Annotated in this window: 13 protein-coding genes; 3 read left to right on the top strand and 10 right to left on the bottom strand. The window is 76.5% G+C overall.

Translation table 11 applies throughout. The features are described 5' to 3' along the window. Positions 1-76 precede the first annotated feature (76 nt). Together B9L22_RS11275 and B9L22_RS11270 are read right to left on the bottom strand one after the other, a co-directional pair. Positions 77-1,702 carry an ABC-F family ATP-binding cassette domain-containing protein gene (locus B9L22_RS11275; RefSeq protein WP_198947278.1) on the bottom strand — a complete coding sequence of 542 codons (1,626 nt, stop codon included), beginning with the start codon at positions 1,700-1,702 and terminating at the stop codon, positions 77-79. A gap of 317 nt (positions 1,703-2,019) precedes the next feature. Next, positions 2,020-2,922, bottom strand: coding sequence for a LysR family transcriptional regulator (locus tag B9L22_RS11270; protein ID WP_086150434.1), 903 nt, complete (start codon positions 2,920-2,922; stop codon positions 2,020-2,022). Positions 2,923-3,017: 95 nt separating this feature from the next. Here B9L22_RS11270 and B9L22_RS11265 point away from each other — a divergent pair, with 95 nt between their 5' ends. Further along, positions 3,018-4,292 carry an MFS transporter gene (locus B9L22_RS11265; protein WP_086150433.1) on the top strand — a complete coding sequence of 425 codons (1,275 nt, stop codon included), beginning with the start codon at positions 3,018-3,020 and terminating at the stop codon, positions 4,290-4,292. Positions 4,293-4,337: 45 nt separating this feature from the next. Here the strand turns inward: B9L22_RS11265 and B9L22_RS11260 are convergent, their stop codons facing one another. Both B9L22_RS11260 and B9L22_RS11255 read right to left on the bottom strand, forming a co-directional pair. Beyond that, positions 4,338-6,182: a siderophore-interacting protein gene (locus B9L22_RS11260; protein WP_086150432.1), complete on the bottom strand. Its 1,845-nt coding sequence runs from the start codon at positions 6,180-6,182 to the stop codon at positions 4,338-4,340. Continuing rightward, positions 6,182-7,216, bottom strand: a complete 1,035-nt coding sequence (locus B9L22_RS11255) for an ABC transporter substrate-binding protein (RefSeq protein ID WP_086150431.1) — start codon at positions 7,214-7,216, stop codon at positions 6,182-6,184. The genes B9L22_RS11260 and B9L22_RS11255 overlap by 1 nt, the downstream gene beginning before the upstream one ends. A gap of 235 nt (positions 7,217-7,451) precedes the next feature. Here B9L22_RS11255 and B9L22_RS11250 point away from each other — a divergent pair, with 235 nt between their 5' ends. Further along, positions 7,452-8,252, top strand: a complete 801-nt coding sequence (locus tag B9L22_RS11250; protein ID WP_086150430.1) for a helix-turn-helix domain-containing protein — start codon at positions 7,452-7,454, stop codon at positions 8,250-8,252. A gap of 6 nt (positions 8,253-8,258) precedes the next feature. Here the strand turns inward: B9L22_RS11250 and B9L22_RS11245 are convergent, their stop codons facing one another. Next, positions 8,259-8,816, bottom strand: coding sequence for a dihydrofolate reductase family protein (locus B9L22_RS11245; protein WP_043659185.1), 558 nt, complete (start codon positions 8,814-8,816; stop codon positions 8,259-8,261). A gap of 209 nt (positions 8,817-9,025) precedes the next feature. Here B9L22_RS11245 and B9L22_RS11240 point away from each other — a divergent pair, with 209 nt between their 5' ends. Next, positions 9,026-10,051 carry a hypothetical protein gene (locus B9L22_RS11240; protein WP_086150429.1) on the top strand — a complete coding sequence of 342 codons (1,026 nt, stop codon included), beginning with the start codon at positions 9,026-9,028 and terminating at the stop codon, positions 10,049-10,051. A gap of 45 nt (positions 10,052-10,096) precedes the next feature. On the opposite strand, the gene B9L22_RS11235 is transcribed toward B9L22_RS11240, so the two are convergent. The 5 genes from B9L22_RS11235 to B9L22_RS11215 all read right to left on the bottom strand — a co-directional run bounded on the left by B9L22_RS11235 (position 10,097) and on the right by B9L22_RS11215 (position 16,820). Next, positions 10,097-11,233, bottom strand: a complete 1,137-nt coding sequence (locus B9L22_RS11235) for an endonuclease/exonuclease/phosphatase family protein (protein ID WP_086150428.1) — start codon at positions 11,231-11,233, stop codon at positions 10,097-10,099. 206 nt (positions 11,234-11,439) lie between these two features. After that, complete coding sequence (locus tag B9L22_RS11230; protein WP_009863577.1) at positions 11,440-11,913, bottom strand: HNH endonuclease; 474 nt, start codon at positions 11,911-11,913, stop codon at positions 11,440-11,442. A 273-nt stretch (positions 11,914-12,186) separates the two neighbouring features. Next, complete coding sequence (locus tag B9L22_RS11225) at positions 12,187-13,503, bottom strand: low temperature requirement protein A (protein WP_086150427.1); 1,317 nt, start codon at positions 13,501-13,503, stop codon at positions 12,187-12,189. Further along, entirely contained in the window at positions 13,500-15,062 is a 1,563-nt protein-coding gene (locus B9L22_RS11220) for an ATP-binding protein (protein WP_233140036.1), read from the bottom strand. Before B9L22_RS11220 ends, B9L22_RS11225 begins: the two co-directional genes overlap by 4 nt. 81 nt (positions 15,063-15,143) lie before the next feature. Beyond that, positions 15,144-16,820, bottom strand: a complete 1,677-nt coding sequence (locus B9L22_RS11215; protein WP_233140031.1) for an FAD-dependent oxidoreductase — start codon at positions 16,818-16,820, stop codon at positions 15,144-15,146. Positions 16,821-16,834 lie beyond the last annotated feature (14 nt).

Genomic DNA, 16,834 nt, shown 5'->3' with positions numbered 1-16,834 from the left:
CCTCCCGGCCGGTGGTCCTGGGTCCATCGTCCGAGGTCCGGGACGACCCGGCGAGCGGACCGCCCCGGACCGGCGCTCAGCGGGCCGGGTGCTCCGCGCCCGGCGCCACCTCGTGGAGCGCGCCGTCCCGGTCGAGCTCGAGCCGCACGTCGACCCCGAGGCGTGCGAGGAACCCGTCGTCGTGGCTCACCACGAGCAGCGCGCCCGCGTAGCCCGACAGCGCCTCGACGAGCCGCTCGACGCTGCGCACGTCGAGGTCGTTCGTCGGCTCGTCGAGCACGAGGAGCTGGGCGGGCGGGTCGGCGAGCAGGAGCCGCGCGAGCGCGACGCGGAACCGCTCGCCGCCCGACAGGGTGCCCACCGGGCGGTCGACGGCCGACCCGCGCAGGAGCAGGCGCGCGAGATGGTTGCGGACCGTGCCCGGCGCGACGCCCGGGGCGCCGTCGCGGACGGTGTCGAGCGCGCTGCGCGCGTCGTCGAGGCCGTCGCGCCGCTGCGGGAGGTAGCCGACCCGGTCCGTGAGGAGCGTCCCGCCGGCGCGTCCCGGCTCGGGTGCGCGCCGGGCGAGCAGGTTCTCCAGGAGCGTCGTCTTGCCGGTGCCGTTGGCCCCCACGAGCGCGACCCGCTCGGGCCCCTGGACGACGACCGTGCGGTTCGTCCCGTGCAGCTCGGCGAGCCGACGGCCGCGCGGGACGTCCGGGTCCGGCAGCACGAGGTGTACGTGCTCGTCGTCGCGCACCCGGGCCGCCGCCGCGTCGAGCGCCTGCTGCGCGGCCTGGACCTTGGCGTCCAGGCCCTGGCGCATCGAGCCCGCCGAGACCTGGGCCGCGGACGCGCGCAGCCCCATGGAGATGCGCGACCCGGTGCGGTTCGCCTGGGCGGTCCGCGCCGTCCGCTCGCGGCGCGCGAGCTTGGTCTCGGCCTCGACGCGCTGGCGCTTCTCGGCGCGCAGGGTCTGCTCGGCGCTCCGCGCGGCCTGCGCCGCCGCGGCCTGGTCGACCTCCAGCTGCGCGCGCCACGCGCTGTACGGGCCGCCGAACGTGGTCAGCGTGCCCGCGTGCAGCTCGGCGGTCTCGTCGACGTGCTCGAGCAGCTCCAGGTCGTGGCTCACGACGACGAGCGTCCCGGGCCAGTCGTCGACGAGCGCCGCGAGCCGGGCCCGGGTGGCGCGGTCGAGGTTGTTCGTCGGCTCGTCGAGCAGCGTGATCGCGCTGCGCCGCACGCGCAGGCCGCTGATCGCGACGAGCATCGCCTCGCCGCCGGACAGCTCGCCGACGCGCCGGTCGAGGCCGACGCCGTCGAGCCCGATCTCGGCGAGCGCCTGGGCGGCGCGCGCCTCGACGTCCCAGTCGTCGCCGACGGCGTCGAAGTGCCGCTCGTCGACGTCGCCGGACTCGATCGCGCGCAGGGCGTCGAGCGTGGCGTCGATGCCGAGCAGGCGCGCGACGCTCGCGCCGCGGCCGAGCGTGAGCGTCTGGGGGAGGTAGGCGACGTCGCCGGTGGTCGTCACGCGCCCGGACGTGGGCGTGAGCAGCCCGGCGACGAGGCGCAGGAGCGTCGACTTGCCGGCGCCGTTGTCGCCGACGAGGCCCGTGCGGCCGGTGCCGAACGTGCCGGAGAGGTGGGAGAGCGCGACGGTGCCGTCGGGCCACTCGAACGTGAGGTCGGTCAGCGTCACCGCGGACCGGTGCAGGGTGGACATGGGTGCTCCTCGGCCCGCGGTGCCGCGGGCGTGGTCGTGCCGGGAAGGTCGGGCGGGACGTCGTCGCGCGGGCGCGCGGACGGGCCGCCGGTGGCGGGAGCGGTGGGGCGTCGTCCAGGCACGCCGAGGCCGCGGCACGAGCCGGGCAGGGGTCGCCGACGAGGGCTCCGACGGGGCGGAGCGGGGGCGAGGGTGCGCTGGGGCGGGCCGCCGACGGCTCGGCGGCTAGAGTCTGTCGACCTCGATGAGCACGTGCCGATGCTAGCAGCGCGGCCCGGCGGGGTCCGCGGGCGCAGGGTCCGCGGGCGCGGGTCCCCTCACCCCGCCGGAGCCTGCTCCCGGCCTGTGACGAGCGAGGCGACGAGCGAGGCGACGAGCGCCGCGGCGGCCGCGCCCGGGTGCGGCCGCGTCACGAGCCCGAGGGACCACGCCTCCGGCGCGTCGAGCGGCACCGCGACCGCGCCCGGCGCGGGCTCGTACATGTCCGCGGGGACCACCGCCACGCCGAACCCGGCGGCGACGAACGCGGGCAGGTCGCCGACGTCGGCCACCTCCGTGTCCGCGCGCGGCGCCACGCCCGCGTGAGCGAACGCCCGCTCGGCGACCACCCGGTTGCCGAACCCGCGCGGCGTCGTCACGACGTGCTCTTCGGCCAGGTCGCCGGGCGCCACCGACCGCGCCCCGGCGAGCGCGTGGCCCGCGGGCAGCACCGCGACGAACGTGGACGACGTGAGGCGCGTGTACCGCAGACCGGGGTGGTCCTCGGGCCCGAGCCCGGTGAACGCGACGTCCACGACACCGCGCCGCACGTCCTCCCCGAGGCCCGTGGACCCGGCGGGCGACGGGGTGAGGCGCAGCACCACGCCGGGGTGGCGGTCCCGGAACGCGGCGAGGGTGCGCGGCAGCCCGAGGTACCCGAGGTTCGTGAACACCCCGAGCCGCACCGTGCCGCGCACGTGGTGCGGCCCGGGCGCGACGGCGGCACGGGCCTGGTCGACGGCGTCGAGCACCGCCCGGGCCCGGGGGAGCAGCGCCTCGCCCTGCGAGGTCAGGGCGACCGAGCGCCGTGTGCGCTCGAACAGGCGGGCGCCGAGCTCGGCCTCCAGGGCGCGCACGCCCGCCGAGACGCTCGACTGCACGGCGAAGACGCGCGCGGCGGCGCGCGTAAAGCTCAGCTCCTCGGCCACGGCGACGAAGTACTCGAGCTGGCGCGTCTCCATGCCGCTCACCCTACGACTTCCTATCGCTGACACCGATCAGACGGATCGGCACAAGTCGTTGGACACGATCAGGAGCGCAGGCGCACGGTGGACGCATGACGACGACCTCGGCACCTCCGACCCATCCCGCACCCGCGCGACCGGGCGACGCGCAGCGGTCCTCCCGGCCGCCGCGTGCGCGGCGCGCGCGGCCGCTCGTCTCGCACGGGTCCGGATTCCTCGTGGTGGCGCTCGCGTTCGCGACGGCCATGGCGTTCTCGACGGTCCCGACGCCGCTCTACCCGCTGTACCAGGCGCGCGACGGCCTGCCCACCGTCGCCGTGACCGTCGTCTTCGCCGCGTACGCCGTCGGGGTCGCCGCGAGCCTCTACCTCGTCGGGCACCTCAGCGACCGGTTCGGGCGCCGCCGCGTCCTGGTCCTCGGCCTCGTGGCCGAGCTCGTCGCGGCCGCGCTGTTCCTGCTGATGGACGGGCTGGGTGGCCTCGTCGTCGCGCGGCTCGTCTCGGGCGTGGGGATCGGGGCCGTCACCGCGACGGCGACCGCGCACCTCGCCGAGCTCCGCGCGGCCGCCCGGCCCGGCGGCCCGGCGGACACGAGCGCCGTCGCGGGCCTGGCGAACATCGGCGGCCTCGCGCTCGGACCGCTCGTCGGCGGGCTGCTCGCCCAGGCCGCGCCCGCGCCGCTCACGACGCCGTACGTCGCCTTCGCCGTCCTGCTCGCCGCGGCGGTCCTCGCCGCCGCGCTCGTGCCCGAGACCGTGCCGCCTGCCGCCGCCCCGTACCGCTACCGCCCGCAGCGCGTCGCCGTGCCGCGCGGCGGGCGCGGCACCTTCGTCGCCGCGGCGGCCGCCGCGTTCGCGGGCTTCGCGGTCTTCGGCCTCTTCACGTCCCTCACCCCGAGCGTGCTCGCGACCGTGATGCACGAGGAGTCGCGCCTCGTCGCCGGGCTCGTCTCGGCCGCGGTCTTCGCCGCGGCCGCCGTCGCGCAGCTCGCCACGGGCCGGCTCGCCCGTCGGCGCCAGGTCGCGCTCGCCGTCACGCTGACGCTCACCGGGCTCGCCGTGCTCGCCGTCTCCGTCGGCACCGCGAGCCTGCCCGGGTTCGTGGCGAGCGCCGTCGTCGCGGGCGCGGGCGTGGGCATCCTCTTCCGGGGCGCGCTCGCGACGGCGGGGGCCCTGGCGGAGCCCGGCCGCCGGGGCGAGGTCCTCGCGGGGGTCTTCCTCGTCGCGTACCTGGGGCTCGCCGTCCCCGTGCTGCTCCTGGGGGTCTCGCTCACGGTCGAGCCGCTGCGCCTCATGGTCGTCGTGTTCGCGGCGGCCACCGCGCTGCTCATCGCGGCGGCCGCGCCGGGCCTGGCACGCCGGTCCTGAGCGGTGGGGCGGACCGCGGCGCGGTCCGCCCCGCCGTGCCGCGGGTCAGCGGGCGAGCTCGACCCGCGCGACGCCCCAGCCGAGGGCGTCGTGCCCGACGACGCGCCACCCGGCGCGCGCCGCGAGCCGCGCCACGTCGTCGGGCGTGCGCGGTCCGGACCCCGTCGTCGCGAGGGACAGCAGCGCGTGCTCGTGCGCGTGCGGGCTCAGGCCGTCGGGCGTGAGGTCCTCGACGAGCACGGCCCGACGCGCGGCCGCCCCCATCGCGGCGAGGAGCGCGACCACCTCGTCGTCGGTGCGGTGCCCGGTCCCGAGCGCGCACACGGCCAGGTCGGCGCCGGGCCAGGAGCCGGACGAGGCGTGGGGCGAGCCCGTGCCGGCCTGCCCGCGCAGGACAGCGAGCGGCACCGGGTCCTCGACGAGCGTCGCCGTGCGCTCGCCGGGCACGTCCGCGAGCAGGTCGGCCACGACGAGCGCCCCCGGCCCTCCGACGGCCACCGACCGCGCGCCCGACCACACGGGCCACGTCGGGAGGCCGGTGAGCACGTACGGCAGGACGTCGGCGCCCTCGACGACCTCCGCGGCGAGGTCGGCGTCGGCCTCGACCTCTGCGCGCAGGGTCCGGCCGCGCGAGCGCGCCCACGCCGGGGCGTCCTCGCGCAGCGCCGGGGCGAGCGCGGCGAGCGCGAGGACCGCGTCGGCCTCGAGGCCCTCGTACTCCTCGCGCGCGTGCTCGTCGTCGAGGAGGTCGTCGCCGGCGTCGGCCAGGGCCACCTTGTCGCCGTCGGCGGTCACGACCCCCGACGCCGCGAGGACGTCCACGAGGACCCGGACCGCCGCGGGCGCGACGCGGGCCGCCTCGGCGAGCGCCGCGACGTCGCGCGGGCCGTCGCCGAGCGCGTCGAGCAGCCCGAGCTGCAGCGCGGCGCGCGTCGCGAACCACGGCACGGGGGACGGCACGCCCGCGGGCTGCGCGGCGGGGGCGGTGCCGGTCGCGATGCTGCCGGGCGCGTCGCTCGCGGTGCTGCCCGGGACGCCGCCCGCGGTGTCGCCGACGGGGCTGCCCGCGGTGTCGCCCGGGTTCGCGCCCGAGGGCGCCGGCTGCGCGTGCCAGTACCCGGTGACGTCGACGTGCGTGCGGGGCACGCCGCGCTCGCGCGTGAGGTGGCGGCGCACCGGCAGCAGGGCCCGGCTCTCGCTCGCGGCCCACGCGTAGACGCGCCCGGGCCACCACGTGATCGCGCGCACCGCCTCGCTGAGCGCGACGCGGTCGCCCTCCGGAGCGACGACCCAGCGGACGGTGTCACCGTCGCGCAGCGCGAGGTCCTGGCGCGCGGACGCGTCGCCGACCGTCACGACGACCTGCACGGGCACGTCGACAGGACGCTCGTCGAGGAAGCGGCCGATCGCGGGCAGCGCCGTCTCGTCGCCCGCGAGCAGGGCCCAGTCGACGTCCTCGGGCCACACGGTGGAGGCCTTGGGGCCGACGAACCACAGGGCGTCGCCGGGGCGCGCCGCCCCGGCCCACGCGGCGGCGGGCCCGTCGCCGTGCAGCACGAGGTCGAGGTCGAGCTCGCCCGCCACCGGGTCCCAGCGGCGCGGCGTGTAGTCGCGACCCTGCCGGTTCGGCGCGGGCGGCCAGTCGATGCCGTGCGCGCGCTGCACGGGCAGCGCGGACGCGACGTCGCCGTCGGACGCGAGGACGAGCTTCACGTGGTCGTCGAACCCCGGGGCGTCGAACGCCGGCATCGGCATGCCGTCGCGCTCGAACGCGCCGAGCTCCGGCCCGACGAGCGTCACGCGGCGCATGCGGGGCGTGACGTCGACGACGCGCGCGACCTCGACGCGCCGCAGGACGAGGGGGTGGGTGCGCAGGCGGTGCTGGGCCATCAGGAGAACTGCTCCTCGACGACGTCGAGCAGGGCCATCGCCTCGTGGTAGTCGCTGCGGATCGTCCACGTGGGCAGCTCGTGCGCGGTGCCGGCGGCGAACGACGGCAGCGCGGCGAACACCGGGTCGGCAGCGAGCGCGTCGAGGTCGACCTCCGCGCCGTTGAAGCCGATGACGAACACGTTCGGCGCCGTGACGACCGACGTCACCTGCTCGGCCGACACCTCGAACATGTCACCGCCCGGCGTGTACGGCTCGGCCCCGGTCTGCTCCTGGATCGGCTGGACCGCGAACCCGAGCCGCTCGAAGATCGCGGGCAGCCCCTCGCCCTCCTGGAGGGCGTACGTGGTGCCCTCCGCCGTGCGGGCGAGGAACGCCGTCTCGCCCGTGGGCACGGTGATCGCGTCGCGCACCTCCGTGAGCCGGTCCTCGTACCCGGCGGCGAGCTCCTCGGAGGTCTCCACGTCGTCGAACACGTCCTCCGCGAGGAACGCGAGCTGCTTCTGCCAGGTCGTGTACGTGCCGCTCACGAGGACGGTCGGGGCGATCTGGCTCAGGCCGTCGTAGACGTCCGTCGCCTGCTTGAGCGGGAAGCCCCACCCGCCACCGACGATGAGGTCGGGCTCGAGCGCGAGGATCGCCTCGAGGTTGAAGCCGTCGGCGCTCCACTCCAGGAGCTCCGTGCCGTCGGCCTCGGCCTCCTGCGCCCAGAGCGGGGAGAAGGCCGGCTCGGGGTCGTCGGTCACCTCGGGCACGGTGGCGAGGACCGGGACGTCGAGCGCGTAGAGGTACCCGGCGAGCGCGTGGTTGAGCACGACGACGCGCTGCGGGTCCGTCGGGACGGTGACGTCGCCCTGGTCCGTGGCGACGACGCGCTCGGCCGCGGACGAGCCGGTGGGCGTATCTGAACCCTCGGCCCCGGCGTCGGACGTGGTGGTGCCGCCCGAGCACGCGGAGAGTGTGAGCGTCGCGGCGGCGACGAGCGCGGCCAGCGCGGTGAGGGGGCGGCGGGTGGGACGGCGGGACGGCAGCATGGGACCTCGCACTCGGGAGCAGGGACGCGGGGGCCGCACGGCGTCACCGGGGCGCACCTCGCGAGGTTAGGCTAACCACACCTACGCGCCGTGCCGTGTCCGGACATGACACGGACGCTCCCGGACGCGACACGACCGGGCACGATACGTCTGCACGGTGCGCCGCGGGACACGTCCGAGGTCGTCCCGCAGGACGGCCGGACCGGAGGGGTCCGGCCGAGGAGAGGAGCGCCGCATGACCCCGACCGCGCTGGGCGCCGTCGTCCCGGAGAACGCCGTCCGCTTCCTCGGCCACGACACCCACGCGCACGACGAGCCGCACCTGGTCCACGTCGTCGCGGGCACCGCGGAGCTCGTGGCCGACGGCGCGCCCCTGACCCTGCGCACGCACGAGAGCGTGTGGCTCGCCCCCGGCGTGCCGCACTCCGTGCGCCTGCCGGGCGGGGCGATGGCCCTGGGGCCGGTGCTCTCGCCGGGCGTCGAGCCCCCCGTCCGGGTGCACCGGCTCGGCGTCGTGCCGGCCGTCACGGACGTCCTGACCGCCGTGCTCTGCGCGGGCCCGGCGACCCCGGAGCAGGTCGCGCCGTTCCGCGCGGCCCTCGAGGAGGTGCTCCGCGGGGTCACGGGCGACCACTTCGTGCTGACGCTCCCGTCGCACCCGGTCGCGCGCGCCGTGGCCGAGGACGCCCGGCGCGGGGGTGCGACGCTCGACGAGCTCGCCGACCGACGGCACGCGAGCGCGCGCCACGTCCAGCGGCTCTTCGTCGAGGAGACGGGGCTCCCGTTCGGGCGCTGGCGCACGCGCGCCCACCTCAACGTCGCGATCGCGCGCCTGCGCGGCGGCTCGCAGCTGGACGCGGCGGCGCGCGCCGCCGGCTACGCGACGCGCGCCGGCCTGCTGCGCGCCCTCAGCCGGGAGACGGGGCAGCCGGTCGCCGACCTCGCGCGGGACCCGCTCGCGGTCCTCGCCCGTGCGCAGCGGGACGCGGGACCCGGGACCCCGGCGGCTCGCCCCGCCGAGCGGCTGAGCGCCTGAGCCGGATCAGCGGTCGCGCACGACCCGGTAGCGCAGCGCGGTGCGGACGCCCACCTCGTCGACGCTCACCTTCTCCAGGGTGGCGGGGACGCCGCCGTCGAACAGCCGGACGCCGCCGCCGAGCAGCACCGGCATGACGTCGACGGCGAGCTCGTCGACGAGGTCCGCCGCGAGGAGCTGGCGGAAGAGGTCTGCGCCGCCCACGAACGTCACGTCGCGGTCGCCGGCGGCCTCGACGGCGCGGCGCACCGCCTCCTCGACGCCGTCGGTGACGAACTCGATCCACAGCCGCTCGTTGCGGCGCGGCGCGACGGGCAGCGGGTGGTGCGTCACGACGAAGATCGGTGCCTGGAACTCGTAGTCCTCCGCGTAGCTGTCGGGGTCCTCGGCGCCGTCGAAGGTCCGTCGCCCCATGAGCACGGCGCCGGTCTCGTCCTGGAGCCGGCGCATGTAGTCGCTGCCCACGAGCGTGTCGAAGTCCGCGTAGAGCGCGGCGCTGCTCCCGGCGGCGTCCTGCACGAACCCGTCGAGCGACACCGTCGCCCCGGCGATCACCTTGGCCATGGATCCTCCTCGTCCCTGTTGCGCGGTCGAGGGGGAGACCCGGGGCGGCGCGCGGACTCATCGGTCGGCGGGCGGCCTCCGGGTCGGTCCGCTCCCGGACGGCGCCCGCCGTCGGGCCGTTCGGCAGTTCTCATTATCGTGTTGACCCTGGTCACGGGCCGTCGTGAGAGTGGCTGCCGTCCCACCCGCTCTCTCACCGTGGAGGCAGCATGCCGGACGACCCTCGCCCACCCGTCCCTCGTCCCCTGACCCGTCGCGCGCTCCTGCGCGGTGCCGTCGTGCTCGGCGCGGCGACCGCGACCGGCGCGCTCGCCGGCACCGTGGGCGGCATCGCCGCCCCGGCACCCGCGCACGCGGCGGTGCCCGGTTTCCCGACCTTCCGCTACCTCGGGCAGCCGCTCGACCGGAGCACGTTGCGGTACAACCCGACGAACGAGCTGATCTTCCCCTCGGTCCGGTACGTCGCCGGGCGCGTCGAGAACCCGCTCGGCCGCTGGTACATGTACTACGCCCCGCACGACGCCCCGGGCGGCATCTGCCTGGCCTACGCGGACTCCGTCACCGGCCCGTGGCGCGAGCACCCCGCCAACCCGATCATCCCGCGCACGTGGGCGGGCTTCGACGTGAGCCACGTGTCGAGCCCTGACGCGTTCTGGAACCCGGCGGACCGCCGGATCTACCTGTTCTTCCACGGCGAGAACCACACGACCCGGGTCGCGAGCTCCGCCGACGGCCGCAGCTTCACGTACCACAACCGGGTCGTGGGGACGTACATGCTCCCGGGCGTGAGCGAGACGTCGTACGCGCGCGTCTTCCCGCACCCGACGCAGTCGGGGGTCTACGTCATGCTGCTGATGGGCAACCACGGCGGGACGCGCAAGATCTACGTCGGCTGGTCGCAGTCGCTGACGTCCGGCTGGCAGGTCAAGCCGGAGCCGCTCATCACGCCTGCGGCCGGGGAGGGCGGCCAGGTCTCCGGGGCGCACTACTGGTCGCGCAACGGCGGGGGCCACGTCGTCTACCACGCGGGCTCGGGCAACATCCACGTCGCGCGCGTGGGGACGAGCTTCGACCGCGAGGACCACCTCGGGGTCCTGTACGACTCGGGGTCCGCCGCACCGGACCACGGGCGCGCCGCGGCGCCGTCGTTCGTGGAGGTCGACGGCCGCCTGCACATGTTCTACGAGGCCGGCCAGCGCGGCTCCACGACGATCGCCCTCGCCCGCGCGGACTGACGCCCCGGCCGGGCGCCCACCGCCCCGGGCGCCCGGCCGGGCCCGTCACGCGAGGTCGACGTCGGCCCACAGGGCGGCGTGGTCGGACGCCGCGTGCACGGGCGAGGTCATCGTGTCGTAGTGCGGGAACAGGGTCCCGTCCTTCCCGCCCCACACGCCCCGGCGGAAGACCGACCCGCCGACGGTGCGCTCGAACAGCGCGGGGGAGAGCAGGACGTAGTCGATCTTCTGGCTCGCGGTCCCGTTGCCGTACGTCCCGGGACGCCCGTCGCCCCGGAAGTCCGGGTGCACGCTCACGTCGCGCAGGTCGGTCCCCTCGAGGAGCGGGCGCAGCGGCACCGACCCCGGTGTGTCGTTGAGGTCGCCGACGACCACGACGTGCTCCTCGCCGCGGGCGCGCAGACCCGCATAGATCGCCGCGGTGCGGGTCGCCTGGCGGCGCCGGGTCGCGTCCGACTCGGCCTGCGTCCCGTACCCCTTGGACTTGAAGTGGTTGACGAGCACGGTGAGCGTGCCGCCGCCCGGCAGCGCGACGACGTACTCGGGGCAGTCACGGCCGAAGACGAGGCGTCCGCGCGAGTCCCGGTCGTCGACGTGGGAGCGCACCGTCCCGATCTCGTACGGTCGCCGCGTGAGCAGCCCGACGTCGATCCCGCGGTCGTCGTTGCCGTCGATGACCATGACGTGCGGGTAGAGCGCGCGCCCGGAGCGGGTGACGCCCGCGTCGGTGAACCGCTTCAGCGCGACGCGGCTCTCCGCCTCGACGACGGCGAGGACGTCGGCACCGACGTCGGCCACGACGCGTGCCGTGTGGGCCATCGCGAGCTCGTCGACCCGGTCCTTGACGAGGTCGACCCAGCCGACCCAGTCGCCCCGCCCGGTCGCGACCACCTCGGTGCGGGCCGTCCCGGCGGCCTGCGACCCGGTGCGGCGCACGAGCCGCCCCCGCACCTGGCGCAGCACCGCGAGCGCGGCGGCGTCGGCGCGCAGCAGGCCGAGCGTCTCCAGGTGCTCCAGGATCTCGGCGCGGACGTCAGGGCCGTACCGGTCCTCGGCGATCAGGGCGTTGACCCGGGCGTGCGCCGCCAGGACCGCGTTCCCCGCGGTCAGCGGGCCCGCCATCGCGCGCGGCCGCTCGAACAGGTTCTCGACGTTGAACGTCCCGATCCGGACCGTCGCCATCGTGGGCTCCCTCGCGCGGCCCGGGACCCGAGGTGGGTGCGCGGCGCGGACCGGCTCCACCTGGAGGGAGGGGCGCGGCCGGTGTCCCGGACGCCGCCGCGGGCGCGGTCGCGGTCGCAGGACCGCACCACGCGGCCGGCCCGGCCGGTGTCACTGCCACCGGCCGGGCCGCCCGTGACCGGCCGGGCGCGCCGGCCGGAGACCCGTCAGCGTCTGCGCGGGGCGGGCGCCGACGGGTAGATGTCACGGAACGCGGGCTCGAACGGTCTCGACAGGAGCGACAGACCCGCCTGCTCGGGCGTGCGCCCACCCTTGGCCGCGTTGCACGGCTCGCACGCGGCGACGGCGTTGAGCCACGTCGTCGTGCCGCCCTGGCACCGCGGGACGACGTGGTCCATCGTCGTCGCGGTGCCGCCGCAGTACGCGCACCGGTAGCGGTCGCGGCGCAGGAGCGCGGCGCGCGAGTACGGCACCCGGCCCTGCCGCTCGTACACCCAGCGCGCGTGCACGTACCGCACGAGCGCGACCGACCGGGGCCGCTGGTAGGGCCCGAACGTCTCGCCCTCGACGGCCTCCAGCACCTCGGCGACCTGCCGGTGCAGCATGCGGATCGCGTGGCGCAACGACACGCGGCCGAGCACCTGGCTGCCGCCGAGGTTGTAGATGACCACCTCGCTCATCGTCGCTCCTCCTGTCGTGCGTTCGCGTGCCGTGCCCCGGGACGACGAGAGCCGCCCCAGGACGGTGCCCCAGGACGGCTCTGCAGGTGGACGACGCACGTCGTCTACCTGAGGAGCGCCCTTCGGGACGGGTCGACGGACCACTCGTGCGTCACGCGGGTCCACCTGCCCTTCACCGGTCGTCATGGTCGAGCGTCCGGGCGGGTGTCGACCGGACGCCACGAGGCTATGCCCGCGAGCGCGCGACGTCCACGGTTTTGCGCCCGGGAGGCGTCAGGTGTCGTCCCGCGCGTCCGTCTCCGCCGCCGTCCCCGCCGCCGTCCCCGCCGCCGTCGGGCCCGACGGCGCTGTCGGCGCCACACGGCGTGCGCGCACCGCACCCGAGAGCTGGACGAGCAGCGCGCCCGACAGGACCCACACGAGCCCGGCGGCCGAGACCGACCCGCCCGCGAGCGCGGCGACCGCCCCCGCGGACGCGACGGGAACGGCGAGGACCAGCGCGGTGCGGACGTCGCGCAGCACGGCGTGGACGCCCGCGGACACCAGGCCGTGGACGGCGAACGCTCCGACGAGCAGCGCGAGCTCGGCCGGCTCGAGGGCGCGCGCCGGGCGGTCCAGCACGCCGCCGAGCGCGCCCGCGAGCGTGGCGAGGGCCCCCGTCGTCACGAGGTGCAGGAACCACGCGACCCGGGGCGGCACGCCTGCCGGGCGCAGGAGCGCCACGCCCGCGTACCCGGAGCGCACCGTGAGCGCCCAGAGCCCGACCAGCAGGGTGAACGCCCCCGCGCCGGCCACGAGCAGGGTGCGGTCCCACTCGGCCTCGCTCGCGGCGTCGATCGCCTGGATGAGGCCCTCGCCGAGCACGATGATGACGAACAGGCCGAGCCGCTCGCCGAGGTGGGGCACGTCGCTCGCGGCGGCGTCGACCGTCGTCGGGACCTCCAGGTCGCGCCGCCGCCCGCGGTCCGGCGCGCCCGGTCGTGCACGACGGCCGCCGAGCGCACGACCCCGGCCCCGGCGCTCGCGGACCTCGTCGAGGCGTTCCTGCGCGCGCCGCACGAGCCGCTCGCCCGAGAGCGTGAGGAGCAGCAGCAGGTCGATCGCGAGGCCGACGCCCCACAGCACGTACCGGGTCTGACCGTCGGCCCACCACGACACGACCCACGGCACGACGCCGGCGAGCGCCTGCACGACGGGCAGGTCCACGACGACGGTCGTGCGCCGCCACGGGCGTGCGGCCACGAGGCGGCCCACGACGTAGGCGACGGCGAACGCGCGGGCGTGCTCGTCGTGGATGCCGGGGACGGCGGCGATCATCACGGCGAGCGCGGCCATCCCGGCGAGGATCGGCAGGGACCGCGCGCCTTCTCCCGCGACGTTGCCGTACGTGGTGAAGCACGCCCACACGAGCCAGAAGGCCGTGTACGCCACGACGTAGAGCGCGAGCCCGCCGCCGTCGTGGTCCTCCTGGAGGAGGTGGGCGAGCATGCCGATGCCCGCGACGACGACGAGGTCGAAGAACAGCTCGAGCCAGGAGGCGTGGCGCTCCTCGCCGACGGGCGAGGTCCCGGCCGCGGGGGCGGCCGTCACGGGCGGCCGTCGGGCGCGTCGGGCGAGGTGGGCGAGATGGGCGAGGTAGGGACGGGCGCGGGTTCGAGCGGGAGCCGCACGACGAACCGCGTGTCGCCCGGCACGGACGTCACGGCGAGGTCGCCGTGGTGCTTGTTGACGACGATGCGCCACGAGATGTCGAGGCCGAGCCCGGTGCCCTGGCCGACGGGCTTGGTCGTGAAGAACGGCTCGAAGATGCGCGGGCGCACGTCGTCGGGGATCCCGGGGCCGGTGTCGGCGACCTCGACCTCGGCGTGGTCGTCGACGCGCCGGGTGGTGACGGTGAGGGTGCCGGTGCCGGCCATGGCCTGGGCGGCGTTCTCGACGAGGTTGGTCCACACCTGGTTGAGCTCGGCGGCGTACACGGGCACGGGGGGCAGGTCGGGGTCGTAGCGGCGCACGACGTCGACGCCGTCGAGGGTGTGGTCGAGCATCGTCAGGGTGGAGTCGAGCAGCTCCCGCAGGTCCACGGGCCGGAACGGCGCCCGGTCGAGCTGGGAGTACTGGCGGGCGGCGCCGACGAGGGAGGAGATGCGCACGGTGGCGTCCTCGATCTCGGCCATGAGCTGCTCGGTCTCGATGGTGTACGCGAGCCAGCTCACCGCGCCGGTGAGCGCGCCGGCGTCGACCCGTCCGGCGACGCGGTCGAGCCACGGCTCGTCGATGCCGGCCTGGACGAGCGCGGGGGAGACCCGCCACCCCTCGGGCAGGCCGTGGTCGTCGAGCCAGTCGGTGAGGCGGTCCTCGAGGTCGGAGGTCTCCAGTGCGCCGACGGCGTCCGCGGTGCGCGTGTCCGCGTACCGCTCGAGCGCCTCCTCCTGGAGCCGGATCAGCTCGGCGAGCGTGGCGCGGTCATAGGGGCCGTCGGCGATGAGCGCGAGCTTGTGCCGCATGGCGGCGACGCGCTCGCGCAGGGTCCCGGTGGCGCGCACGGCGGCCGCGGCGGGGTTGTTGAGCTCGTGGGTGAGGCCCGCGGACAGGGACCCGAGCGCGAGCAGCCGCTCGCGCTGCCCGACGAGCTGCTGCGCGTCGCGCGTGCCCCAGAACACGCCCTCGAGCAGGTGCACCGCCATGGGGAACCACTCGGTCATGAGCTTGGCGAAGTCGGGCGCCGCGAGCACGAAGAAGCGCGAGGGCTCGAGCGCGCGCGCCGAGTGCAGGTAGGTCTGGGGCAGCCGGTCGCCGAGGTAGGCGTTCCAGGCGCCCAGGTAGACCCCGACCTGACGGGTGCGCGAGACCTCGACCTCGTCCTCGCCGACGCGCCGGTAGAGCGCGACGCCGCCGTCGAGCAGGACGTAGAACGCCTCGGCGGGCGCGCCCTCGTGCAGCAGCCAGCCCGCGTCGTGTCGCTCGACGTGGCCCGTCGCGCACAGCCAGGCGAGCTGGTCGTCGGTGAGGTGCTCGAACAGGAACGTGGCGCGCAGCTCGTCGACGTCGCACGGCAGCCAGCCGCGCGCGGCGGCGGCCGCGGCGGTGCCGGGCGCGGTGCTCGCGCCGCCCGCGGGCGGGGTCGTGGTGGGGTCCTCGGTGCTGGTCACGGTGTCGCCTCCGGGTCGGTCGGGGCTGTGTCGTCGGGGCTATGTCGTCGGTGTTGTCGGCGGGAGCGGGGCGGGTCGGGGTCAGAGCTGTTCGAGGTAGCGGTGGACGAGCATGACGGCCATGGCGCCCTCGCCGACGGCGGACGCGACGCGCTTGGCCGACTCCGCGCGCACGTCCCCGGCGGCGAACACGCCGGGCACGGACGTCTCCAGGTGGTAGGGCGGGCGGTCGAGCGTCCACCCGGCGGGCGGGGCGCCGTCGTGCAGGAGGTCGGGTCCCGCGAGCACGAACCCGCGGGGGTCGCGCGCGACGACGCCGTCGAGCCAGTCGGTGCGGGGCGCGGCGCCGATGAACACGAACGCCCACCCGCACTCGACGCGCGACGTCGTGCCGGCGTCGAGGTCGCGCAGCTCGAGGTGCTCCAGGTGGTCGTCGCCCGACGCCGCGACGACCTCCGTGCGGGTGAGGACCCGCACGCGCGGGTGGGCCTCGACCTGCTCGACGAGGTAGGACGACATGGACCGGGCGAGCGAGTCGCCGCGCACGACGAGCGTCACCTGCTTGGCCTCGCGCGCGAGGTAGAGCGCCGCCTGCCCGGCGGAGTTCGCGCCCCCGACGACGTACACCTCCTGGTCCTGGCACGCGGACGCCTCGGTGAGCGCCGAGCCGTAGAAGACGCCGCGGCCCACGAGGTCGGCGAGGCCCGGGCCGTCGAGCAGCCGGTAGGAGACGCCGGAGGCGAGGATGACGGTGTGCGCGTCGATCGACGTGCCGTCGGGGAACCGCACCGAGCGCGCCGGGCCGTCGACGTCGAGCTCGACGGCGTCGCGCGTCGTGACGATCTCGGCGCCGAACCGCACGGCCTGGCGGCGCGCGCGCTCGGCGAGCTGGGCGCCCGAGATCCCGTCGGGGAAGCCGAGGTAGTTGTCGATGCGGGAGCTCTGGCCGGCCTGGCCGCCGGTCGCGGTGCGCTCGACGAGCACCGTGCGCAGCCCTTCCGACGCCCCGTACAGCGCCGCGCTGAGCCCCGCGGGCCCGCCGCCCACGACGACGAGGTCGTAGAAGTCGGCCGCGGGGCGCGTGGCGAGCCCGACGCGCTCGGCGAGCGTCGCGTCGTCGGGCGCGACGAGGGGCTCGCCCTCGGGCGTGACGACGAGGGGGAGGGTCTCGCCGTCGGCCTGCGCGGCGGTGAGCAGGCGCGCCCCCTCGGCGGACTCGGACGGGTACCACCGGTAGGGGACGCGGTTGCGCGCGAGGAACTCGCGCACCTGCGACGAGCGCGCCGACCACCGGTGCCCGACGACGACGGTCTCGGCGGGCCGGCGGCGGTCGGTCGCGGACCACGCCTCGAGCTGGGCGTCCACGACGGGGTAGAGCTTCTCCTCGGGCGGGTCCCACGGCTTGAGCAGGTAGTAGTCGAGGTCGACGACGTTGATCGCCTCGATCGCGGCCTCGGTGTCCGCGTAGGCGGTGAGCAGGACGCGCCGCGCCGCGGGGAAGAGGTCCATCGCCTGCTCGAGCAGCTCGACGCCCGTCATGCCGGGCATGCGGTGGTCGGCGAGGACGACGGCCACGTCCTCGCCGCGCAGCGCGAGCTCGCGCAGCGCCGCGAGCGTCTCGGCACCGGACTCGGCGCGCACGATCCGGTACCGGTCGCCGTAGCGGCGGCGCAGGTCCCGCGCGACCGCGCGCGAGACCCCGGGGTCGTCGTCCACGGTGACGAGGGCGGGGCGGGTCGACGCGACGGTGGGTTCCACACGGCCTCCTCGGG

Source organism: Cellulosimicrobium sp. KWT-B, from assembly GCF_002127155.1.
GTDB lineage: Bacteria > Actinomycetota > Actinomycetes > Actinomycetales > Cellulomonadaceae > Cellulosimicrobium > Cellulosimicrobium funkei.
Note: the sequence above shows the minus strand (reverse complement) of the source record. Positions and strands in the feature narration are given on the sequence as shown.